This is a genomic window from Gordonibacter pamelaeae 7-10-1-b, assembly GCF_000210055.1.
Classification (GTDB): domain Bacteria; phylum Actinomycetota; class Coriobacteriia; order Coriobacteriales; family Eggerthellaceae; genus Gordonibacter; species Gordonibacter pamelaeae.
In genome coordinates this window covers 3,452,675-3,463,023 of sequence record NC_021021.1, presented here as the reverse complement: position 1 = coordinate 3,463,023, position 10,349 = coordinate 3,452,675, and the positions used below count along the sequence as shown (strand labels likewise).

The 10,349-nt window shown below is 64.6% G+C and carries 8 protein-coding genes; 1 reads left to right on the top strand and 7 read right to left on the bottom strand.

The features are described 5' to 3' along the window. Positions 1-132 precede the first annotated feature (132 nt). From GPA_RS15905 to GPA_RS15890, 4 genes are all read right to left on the bottom strand, one after another. On the bottom strand, positions 133-2,499 hold the full coding sequence (locus GPA_RS15905; RefSeq protein WP_015540494.1) for a molybdopterin-dependent oxidoreductase: 2,367 nt from the start codon (positions 2,497-2,499) through the stop codon (positions 133-135). A gap of 243 nt (positions 2,500-2,742) precedes the next feature. Next, positions 2,743-4,164, bottom strand: coding sequence for a helix-turn-helix transcriptional regulator (locus GPA_RS15900; protein ID WP_015540493.1), 1,422 nt, complete (start codon positions 4,162-4,164; stop codon positions 2,743-2,745). Between the two features lie 16 nt (positions 4,165-4,180). Continuing rightward, positions 4,181-4,939, bottom strand: coding sequence for a response regulator transcription factor (locus GPA_RS15895; RefSeq protein ID WP_041239809.1), 759 nt, complete (start codon positions 4,937-4,939; stop codon positions 4,181-4,183). A 15-nt stretch (positions 4,940-4,954) separates the two neighbouring features. Further along, positions 4,955-5,746 carry a hypothetical protein gene (locus GPA_RS15890; RefSeq protein ID WP_231847680.1) on the bottom strand — a complete coding sequence of 264 codons (792 nt, stop codon included), beginning with the start codon at positions 5,744-5,746 and terminating at the stop codon, positions 4,955-4,957. Between the two features lie 394 nt (positions 5,747-6,140). Here GPA_RS15890 and GPA_RS15885 point away from each other — a divergent pair, with 394 nt between their 5' ends. After that, complete coding sequence (locus tag GPA_RS15885; protein ID WP_015540492.1) at positions 6,141-6,392, top strand: helix-turn-helix domain-containing protein; 252 nt, start codon at positions 6,141-6,143, stop codon at positions 6,390-6,392. 380 nt (positions 6,393-6,772) lie between these two features. Here GPA_RS15885 and GPA_RS15880 read toward each other — a convergent pair whose 3' ends face one another. From GPA_RS15880 to GPA_RS15870, 3 genes are all read right to left on the bottom strand, one after another. Next, positions 6,773-7,126: a 4Fe-4S binding protein gene (locus tag GPA_RS15880; protein WP_041239807.1), complete on the bottom strand. Its 354-nt coding sequence runs from the start codon at positions 7,124-7,126 to the stop codon at positions 6,773-6,775. 2 nt (positions 7,127-7,128) lie between these two features. Further along, positions 7,129-9,699: a molybdopterin-dependent oxidoreductase gene (locus GPA_RS15875; protein WP_015540491.1), complete on the bottom strand. Its 2,571-nt coding sequence runs from the start codon at positions 9,697-9,699 to the stop codon at positions 7,129-7,131. A 20-nt stretch (positions 9,700-9,719) separates the two neighbouring features. Then, positions 9,720-10,349 (bottom strand): MFS transporter (locus tag GPA_RS15870; protein ID WP_041239806.1); only part of this gene is annotated, 630 nt, incomplete at its 5' end.

Below are 10,349 nucleotides of genomic sequence, written 5' to 3'. Positions count from 1 at the left end.
GGGCCCGTCGGAAAGCACCTTGATACCCGTCTTCCCCACCGGGTAGCCGTGCTCCTCCTTGCACGTCACCTGGCAGGATCCGCAGTTCGTGCAGTACTCGTAATCGATCAGAAGTCCATATGCGGCCATAAGTCACACCAGCTTTCCGAATTTTTCCCAGATGAGGTTCATGTCGGTGTCGTAGTTCTCGACAAGGGGATCGATGCCGCAGACGAGGCACTTGTTCGGCGCCCCGAAGCCGAGCTTGCCGTAGTGGTCGTTGGGAAGCAGGTTGTTGATATTCGAGCGGAAGTTGCCGTAGAGGTTCGGCTCGCTGCCGTCCTCCTCGGGGAACCACCACGCGTGCTGCGCGTGGACGGTCTTCTCGTCGACGGTCTCCGTGACCCGCGCCTTCTCCACGCATTCGCCGAAGGGGCTTCGCAAGCGCACCCACTGCCCATCGGCTATGCCCAGGTCCAGGGCGACCTGCGGGTTAATCTCCACGATGGGGTCGGGGTTCAGCTCGCGCAGGTAGGCTATCTGGCGGTGCTCTGAATGGAAGAACGCGGTCGTGCGCGCGCCCGTGGTGAGGATGAACGGGTACTCCTTCATGAGCTCCGGGTCGGCGGGGCCGAACTCCGGCTCCAGATAGTACGGCAGCGGATCGTCCCCGAACTGGTTGAACGCCGTCGACCACAGCTCCACGCGCCCGGTGGGAGTGGCGAAGCCGGGCTGGCCGTCTTGGCGCATCTGGCCGCGCTCGTACTTGTAGTACTCGACGGGGATCTGGCAGACCACGTTCTGCGAAACCTTGTCGAAGTACGCGCCGCCCTCCTTCTTGCCCAGGCGCAGCGCCTCCATGAACTCCTTCGCACTCGCGAAGTCTTCCCACACCTCCGGGCGCAGACGCCGTCCCAGCTCATAGCACAGCTCGAAGTCGGTCATGGTCTCGCCCACCTCGATGGCCTTGTGCATGAAACCGGCCGTGACCGTGCAGGGCGCGTAATGCGTGAACACGGTTCCCTCGCGCTCCGCCACGGTGGACAACGGCAGGAAGATATCGCAGGACGCCTCGATGGATGGGTTCATGAACGTGTCGAAGCCGATGCAGAACTCCAGAGACTTCACGATTGCGTCATGCCAGCGCTGCGGCTCCATGGACGTGCAGCTCATGAGGTTGTTCCCGGCATAGAATCCCATCTTGATGGGATAGGGGTCGCCCGTCTCCAATGCATGCAGCATGAGGTCGGCATGGGCGTTGAGGATAATCATGCAGTAGGCGGGATACTGCTCCAGGCCGATCATCTTCTTCTGCAGCTCGTCGCCCACCCCCTTCTCGAAACCGAAGCCCGATTCGTTGTGCCCCGCTCCCGCACCCGGCAGGATCTGCCCGCCGGGAACGTCCAGATTGCCCGTGATGGCCATGAGGTCCACCGTCACCTGACCGTTCTGCATGCCGTCGGTCTTCTGGTCGGCAGCCAGGCCCCACTGGATGGCGGCAGGCTTGGCCTGGGCGTACATGCGCGCCGCGGCGCAGATGTCCTCGACGGGCACGCCGCAGATCTCGGCAGCCTTCTCCGGCGGCATCTCCTGCACGCGCTCGGCCAGCTGGTCGAAGCCGTAGCACCAGTACTCCACGAAGTCATGGTCGTAGAGGTCCTCGTTGATGATGACGTTCAGCCATGCCATCCCTAAGGCCGTGTCCGTTCCGGCGCGCAGCTGCAGGTGGATGTCGGCGCGCGTGGCAAGCCAGTTCACCCGCGGGTCGATGACGATGAGGCGCGTGCCGCGGCGCATGGCATCGATGACGGCATGGCCGAAGAAGCCGTCTGGGTTCGACTCGAGCGGAGCCTTGCCCCATACCACCAGGCATTCGGTGAGCTCGTAGCGCTCGTCCTCCCACCGGCCCGGCAATGCGCCCGCGTAGTCCCATTCGGGGTACGTCGTACCCGCGATGTAGGCGATGGCCGCCAAACGCGGGGTGTAGCAGGCGTAACCCGACTGCGTGTAGCAGAAGTTCGGCGTACCGAAGCACATGGTGCCGTACGGCGCGAACGTGCCGCCCTCGCGTCCGGTGCCGGCGAACACCACGATGGACTCGCGCCCATAGGCGGCGGTGATGCGGTCGTACTCATCCTTGATGATGTCGAACGCCTCGTCCCAGGTAATCCGCTCCCAAGCATCGGCGTTGCCGCGCTCCTTCGGATCGCGCTTCATGGGATGCAGAAGGCGTGCCGGGTTGTAGATGTAGTCTTTGAGCGCAAGGCACCGAGGGCACAGGCGACCTTGGGTCACCGGATTGTTCTCGTCGCCCTCGACCCGCACGAGCCTGCCCCCGTCGTCCACGTACAGTTTGAGGCCGCATCCCACCGGATGACATCCGGGTGGGGACCACGGACTCGTACGGGTGACGGTCAGGCCGTCCTCCTCGTATCGCCACGGCTTGCCGATGTCGTTGACGTCTGAAAGCGTATCGAGCTTGACCGCCTCGGCTCTTTGGTAGAACTCGTCTTCGCTCATGGCCTCGTCCTTCCTCCTTCTCGTCCAGGGCGCCGGGAGGCGCCGATGCCGGGGAGAATAACGCGAAGCCGGCACGGCTGTCATCGTGGCGTTCTTGGTGTTCGTGCCGCTACCCTGTTTTTGACGATGGTCCATCAGGCGAAACGCGGGAAAATAAGCCTCGATGCAAAGCGGATGGGTAGAGAGGGCGCGCCTTAAGCCCCCGGTAAGCCCTGCGTAGGGACCGGGATGGAAAAGGCCCCCCTACTCCTCGCCGTAGAGCTTCGTGCCCTCAATGAGATCGAGCAGCTCTTGGCGCGAATGAACGCCCGTCTTGCGGTAGATGTTGCGTATGTGCGTCTGCGCCGTGCTCAGGGATATGGACAGAGCCTGCTCGATGTACTTGGCGTTTCTTCCTTGGGCCACGAGCATCAGCACTTCGAACTGCCGTTCTGAAAGATTGCACTGCTCGCCCACCACCCGGCAGCGCTTCTTCCAAAGACCCTTCGCCTCGTGCCCGCCCAAGCTTCCCTCCATGCCCTCCTCGGGAAAACGCGCTTTATGGCAGAACGCCGCGATGAAGCCGTAGACGACGGCTATGACGGCGGTCATCTGCGCAGCCAGCACCATGTCGGAAGCGGCCGCCGCGGCGACGACGTACCCGGTCGCGAAACCGGCGGCCATGCCGAGATAGTCGAGCGCCCGCGCCTTCCCATGAGCCCGGGGCGCCGAGAGATGCGAGAGGCGCACATGCTCGGCCACTGCGGCGATGCCGAACGAGAGGTACACCGTGCACAGCGCGGAGAGCACGCAGAGCGAGGGCACGCGCAGCGCCTCCCCGAAAAGGTACGCGGACAGAAAGGCCCCTATCGTCAAGGGCGGGGTCAAAGGGGACAGGCTCCGCTCGTTCACCAGGCCCTTGCGGGCGAAGCTCACCGCCAGCACGAGGGCAGCCATCGCCGCAGAGGCCAGACATGCCGCGCGCTCGAAATCGCTTGACGTCGCGCTCGCCACGAACCCGAACTCGAAATTGCTGATGGAAAGCATGAGCGCCGATGTCTTGAGAATTTTCGACCGTTTGTCCGACTCGCGGTTGCCTACCGCCTCGGGGAGAACGCCCTCGGGCTTCGCCTTCGCCAACACGAGCACGCAGACGACCGAGACCGCCAGCACGAGCACGACGGCGACGCGTGCCGCCTCGGCCAGCAAGCTGCCTTCCACCAGGCAGATGACGAGCCCCGCGGCAACCGCAGCGGAAACGAACAGGGGGGTGGACTTGTGCGGGCGCACGCAGACGAAGCAGAACCAGAGGGATGCGAGCGCGGCCGTTCCCATGGCAGTCGCCGCATAGGCGAGGAGCGCGAGCATTTCCGTCAGCGCCGGCACAAGCAGCGCAGCGCCTGCGAAGGCAACCCCCGCCAGCGCGGCGACCGCAAGCGCCCGGCACCTGTGCAAGACGATGGCATGTGCGGCGAGGCCCACGACCAGGCTGGCTGCGGCAAGGGCGAGCGCGCATACCGCCCGTATCGCGAACGGGCTCGCACCGCCCGGCGACACCTCCGGCGCGATCGCGAAGAGGGCCACGATTGACGCAACGAGCGAGGCGAACCCCGCGAAGCCTATGAGCATGTCGAGCCCGAGCCTCGTCGACCCCACCGCCAGCATCCCCTTTGCCTCATGCATCATGCCCCCCGATACCGTATTAAGACAGCCCGACCGGGGCATCTTCATCTACGACGGCCTTCTCCACGAGATCCATCAGATCCTGCCGGGAATGGGCCCCTGTCTTCCGGTAGATGTTGTAGATATGGGCCTTGGCCGTATGCGGGGAGATGAAGAGCTGCTTCTGCACATACTCGGCGTTGCGGCCCTTGGCCAGCATATGGAGCACTTCGGTCTGACGTTTCGACAGGCCGCACTGCTTTGCCACCGCGTCGCACTTGAGATGGAAGAACCTCACGCCGGATTCGGCATCCTCGCAGCTAGCCTCCAACATCATCTCGCCGCGCGGACCGATGACGATGCGCCGCGCGGGCTCCTGCGACTCGCCGGGGTAATAGCTCTGCTTGCTTATGGCCTCCGAAACCAAGATGAAGAACATGACCACGACCACCACCATGACCGGCAGCGTGACCGAGCCGAGCACCTCGGTCGAAAACGCCAGCCAGCCCGCTGAAAGCCCCAGCAGCAGCCCCGCCGACGAGAACAGCCGCGCCCAGCCGAACGTCCTCATGGAGGAAAGGCCGCACCGCACGATGTGCTCGCAGGTCGCGAACAGGGCGCTGGAATACGGCAGCAGCGAGAACAGGAACGCCAAGACGCACGGCCCTGCCCACAAGGTCTCCGGCAGGAAGAACAACGGCAGGATGCAGGCCGCGAGCACCGGGAGGAACATCCTCCTGATAAAGGACTCCTTGAGGAAGAACGACCTGCGCGAATCGACCAGCAGCAGCGCAAGCACTGCCAGCGATCCCCCCTAGATGGCGGCCGACACCCCGAAGGTGTGCACTTCGGGCGTAAGCAGCCAGTACAGGGCAAAACCCTGGGCCACCGATCCCATCACGGTGAGCAGGGAGGGCTTCCAGGTTATCTGCAGCCTCTCGTCGGACTCCGCAGCATCGACCGCAGGGAGGTCGTCCATCAACGAGAAGCGCACCTGAAGGAAGAGGTACGTCGACACGGAGGCAAGGGCGTAGAGCATGATGGCATAGGGCACGAAGCGCCCATCGACGAAAACGGTCCCTGCATACCAGAGGAAGGACAGCGCCAGCATCGAGGCGACGGCCGCCCTTATCTGCACCTTCATGAGCACGCAGACGAATTCCACCCACAGCGTTGCAAGGACGGCCACGCCGGCACCCGACAGCGCGGCCGCCGCAAGGCCGAGCGCCGGGAAGGCCCCGGAGAAAACGCCGATGAGAGGAGCAGCCCCGCATACGAGCGATATGACGGCCAGGGCGACGCGATGGGTCTGAAGCCGGTTCGACAACAGCCAAAGGACGGCGTAGGCGAAAAGGAGGGCGGCCACGAAAACCGGGTGCAGCAAACTGCTGCCGAAGGACGTTCCTCCCGGACCCGCCACGAAGTCGCTCGTGGTGAGGACCGAGAAGAACCAGGCGAAGCAAAACGACGCCCCCACTACGCCGGCCACGAGATAGGGATTGACGAACAGCCACTCGTTTCTCTTCTCCCGGCGCTTGGCCTTGGAAGAAGCCCCTTTCAACCCTTCCCGATCCATGAAAACAGTCACCCCCGTTGACGGTTTCATACACCTGCTTGACGATGCGCCCGACCATCGCCGTACCCCGAATGATAGTACGCCGGAAGAAGGCCGACTCCCCCCGACCGCAGCAGTTCCCCAGTTTCAGGCATGAAGGATTACGCGCCTCCGGGCGCGTAATGCCTTGCTCCTTACGTTTTCAAGGCCCCTTCTCCCGAAGCAGCCGCACCACACCGTAACGCGACCCCTTCTGCGCGATCAAGTCAACGATCCCGAAAGCCTCGCCCAACGAACGGGCTCTCCGCGGTGCTCGGGCGTCCCTTCGGGGCTGCATCCAAATATCTGCGCTGACCAGTCATCATAATCGGGAATTGTCGATCTTTTTGCCGACTGTTCGGATATATCCGTCCTTCTGCAGCGCAGCTTAGATAGCCTTCACCGTATGGATTATTTCGACAAAAGAAGGCAGCTGGGCCAGCACATCGTGGAGATGCGCAAGGCCCAGCGCATCTCGCAGAAGCAGCTCGCCCTCATGTCGGACATCAACAAGGGGTACCTCTCGGAAATAGAGAACGGCATCAGCAACATCAGCGTCAACAAGCTCTTCCGGATAGCCGATGCCCTCGGTGTGCCGCCCATGGACCTGTTCGCCGGCATCGAGGGCGAGGAAGAGGGAGACTGCGCCACCACCTAGCGCCGCAGGGATTTGCCGCCTGGCACGATACCCGGCATTCGGCCGCACACGGCAGCCGTGGCCGCGCAAAAAAAGAACCGGCCGAAGCCGGTTCCTCCGTGCGTCCTGTACGGCAAGGCCGTCCTCCCAGTGCTCAGCGACCCGAGGGCGGCTCCGGGAACGGTGGCGGCAGAGTCGCGCCGCATGCGGGGCACGTAGGCCGCCCGGGATCGGGCTCCTCCCTGCCGCACGACGGGCAGAGCCTATGCCCCAACCGGTCCTTCATCTCGTCGGCGCGCCCGCACCGGTTGCACAGGGTGCAGCAGTAGCACACGGATTCCTCGCCCCCTTTCCCGCGGAGGCGACGCGCAGCATCCGGCGCCGCCTCCGTCCGTACCGTCCTAGGCGCAGGGCGCCCAGAGCACCTGCTTGGGCTTGCCCGCCAACTCTGCGGCCAGCTCCTCGATCGTACCGAACCTCATGCAGAATGCCTGGCAGTGATGCACGCACGTCGGCTCCTTGCCCGCCGCAACGCGGCCCGCGCACAGGTCGCACAGGTCGGTGGGCACGGGGATCTTGTTCCAGTTGAAGCAGTTGCCGCCCTCGCCCGAATCGTCCTTCTGCCACGGACCGTCATCCAGCACGCGGATGCCCCACTTGCCCACGGGGAAGCCATGCTCCTCCTTGCAGGCCACCACGCACGTCTCGCACCCGGTGCAGTACTCGTAGTCGATCAAAAGCCCGTATTCAGCCATCTCTACACCAACTCTCCGAATTTCTCGACGACCAGGTTCATGTCCGTGTCGTAGCTCTCCTGCAAGGGCGTCACGCTGCAGCAGTTGCACTTGTAGGGCCCGCCGTAGCCCAAGCGCGAGTTATAGTGGTTCGACACGAGGTCGTTCACGTTCGACTGCCACACGCCGTAGAGGCCCCGCTCATCGGCATGATCGGCCTTCACGAAGCCGTCCTTAATCTCCTTGCCGTTGATGACGGCCTGCACCTCGTGGTCCTCCACGATCTCGCCCACGGGAAGGATCGTGTCGCGCGCATCGTCGTCGGCCTGGCGCTCGGGGAACCACCAGCCGTGGTCGGTCTGCACCACGCCCTTCTTCACGATGGGAGACACGACGGCCTTGAACTTCGCGCGGCCGTAGTCGTTCCTGATCTCGACCCATTGGCCGTCCGCCACGCCCAGCTGTGCCGCATCCTCGGGGTTGATCTCGATGATCGGGTCGGGGTGCAGCTCGCGGAGCACGGGGATCTGCCGGTGCTCAGCGTGGAACGACGCGTAGTTGCGCGCTCCTGTGGTCAGGATGAACGGGTACTTCGCCGCGAGCTCGGGGTCCTTGTGAGGACTGAACGCCGGCTCCTGGTAGTACGGCAGAGGGTCCTCGCCGTAATGCGCGTACGCCGTCGACCACAGCTCCACGCGGCCGGTGGGCGTGAGGAAGCCGGGCTTGCGGTCAGGACGCAGCTTGCCCGTCTCGTACTTGCGGTAGTTCACGCCGCGCTGGAACACCACCTGGTCGCGCAGGTCCTCGAAGGGCATCTTGGCGGGACGCGCGCGGCGCTGCGTGAGGAAGTCGGCCTCGTCCTTGAACAGGCGCCCGCCGTCCTCGTCCTTCAGGCAGTCCATCTCCAGGTACTCGCCCAGCTCGATGAGTATCTGGATGTCGGACTTCACCTCGCCCACGTCCACGGCCTTGTTCACCGAGCCCAGCGTCACCGGCGATCCCGCGTAGTGCGTCATGACCACGTCGTCCTTCTCGGCGCACGAGGCCAAGGGCAGCACGAGGTCGGCGAACGCCTCGATGGCGGGCGTGATGAAGCAATCGGTTGCCATGCACCACTCCAGGTTCTTGCAGCCCTCGTACCAACCGGTCGGCTGGGCGCAGCACGTGGGGGTGAGCAGCGCCGTGGACTGTATCCAGCCCATGCGGATGCGGTACGGCTCGCCCTTCGTCACCGCGTCGAACATCATGTCGGCCTGCGCGTTACGAATGTTGTCCACGTAGAGCGGATACTCGTCGTAGCCGATGGTCTTGCCCTTGAGGTCGTCGGACAGCGAATCCCAGCCGATGCGGCGCTGCGGGCGCGCGGCGTCCTCGGCCGAGGTGTCGTCGGCCTTGTCGATGTCGAGCGTGGAGCCCTCCATCGCCGCGGCCTCGGCAGCCGCCTGCGCCTCCGCGTCGTCCTCCACACCGGGCGCCGGGTCGATCTCGGCGATGATCTGGCCGCCGGGCACGTCGATGTTGCCGCAGATGGCCATCAGCGCCAGCACGCAGTGGGCCGCCTGGTTGCCGTTCTGGTTCTGGTCGAACGCAAGGCCCCAGGCGATGGACGCGGGCTTCGCGGCGGCGTACAGGCGGGCCGCCCGGTAGATATCCTCCACCGGCACCTCGCAGATCTCCGCGGCCCTCTCGGGCGTCATGCCCTTGTCAGGGTCGTTGATGCGCGCGGAGAACTCCTCGAAGCCGTACGTCCACTTCTCCACGAAGTCGTGATCGTAGAGGTCCTCGTTGATGATGATGGACAGCCACGCCATGGCGAGTGCGGTGTCGGTGCCGGGGCGCACCCGCAGATGCACCTCTGCGCGCGTGGCCAGCCAGTTCACACGCGGGTCGACGCTGATGAGCTTCGCACCGCGCTTCATGAGATCGATGACCGCATGGCCCCACAGCCCGTCGCCGTTCGACGCGAGCGCCATCTTGCCCCACATGACGATGACCTCCGGCACCCGGTACACGGGGTTGTCGTAGGTTCCCTCCAGGCCGCCGGCGTAGTCCATCTCGGGATAGTAAGCGCCCAGCACGTGCGAGCAGGACATGGAGCGCGGCTGGTAGCAGGCATAGCCCGACTGGGTGTAGCAGGCGTTCGGCGTGCCGAGCACGGCCTGCGCCATGTCGGCCACCAGGATGCCGCCCGAGCGCCCCGTGCCCGAGAACACGGCCATGCTCTCGGGGCCGTAGGTGTCGCGGAAGTAGTCGCGCTTCTCCTTGATCAGGGCATAGGCCTCATCCCATGTGATGCGCTCCCACTTGTCGTGTTGGCCGCGGTCCTTCGGATCGCGCTTCATCGGATAGATCACGCGGCTCGGGTTGTACACGTAGTCCTTGAGCGCCAGGCACCGGGCGCACAAGCGGCCCTTCGTGATGGGGTTGTTCTCGTCGCCCTCCACATGGTCGAGGCGCCCCTCCGCATCGACGTAGAGCTTCAGGCCGCATCCTACCGGATGGCAGCCCGGCGGCGACCACATGGACGTGCGCACGACAGTGAAGTCCCCGTCCTCGTACTTCCAGGGCTTGCCCAGGTCGTTCTTGAATTCCATACCGTTACCTCTCTCTTATGCTAGTTGCTTGCCTGCGTGTCGAGCGCATCTCCGGCCTCCGCCCACGCAAGCTTCCCACGGCGCGCATAGGCAAGGCGGACCGTCGCGAAGCCCAGGGCCGTGATGCCGATCCCCAGCGCGAACGCCGGCACGAAGCTGCCCGTGGCGTCGAAGATGGCGGCCACCGTCACCGGGCCCAGGCACCCGATGACGCCGGTGCCGATACGGGCGTAGGTGAAGATGGCCGGGAAGTCGCGCTCCCCGAACAGCTGGCGCACGAGCAGCGGGGTCGACACCGACACGAGCGAGTTCTGCGCCCCGAACAGGAAGGCCGACGCATACAGCAGCACCAGGTTGTCGCCCGCGAACATGAAGCCCGCAAACCCCAACGCCACCATGGCAAGCTGTATGTTCACCGTGAACTGCACGCCCACCCGGTCGTTGAGCCAGCCCACCAGCAGCTTCTCCACCACGTTGCCCACCATGACAGCCGTGAGCAGCGACGATCCGACCAAGGCGGAGAACCCGATGGACTGCGCATAGCCCGGCAGGTGGGAGTTGAAGCCCGCAAAGTACGCGATCAGCCCCGAGAACAGGAACATGCACACGAACGGCACCGTCTTCAGGGCCTTGGCCAGCGGCACGCCGGG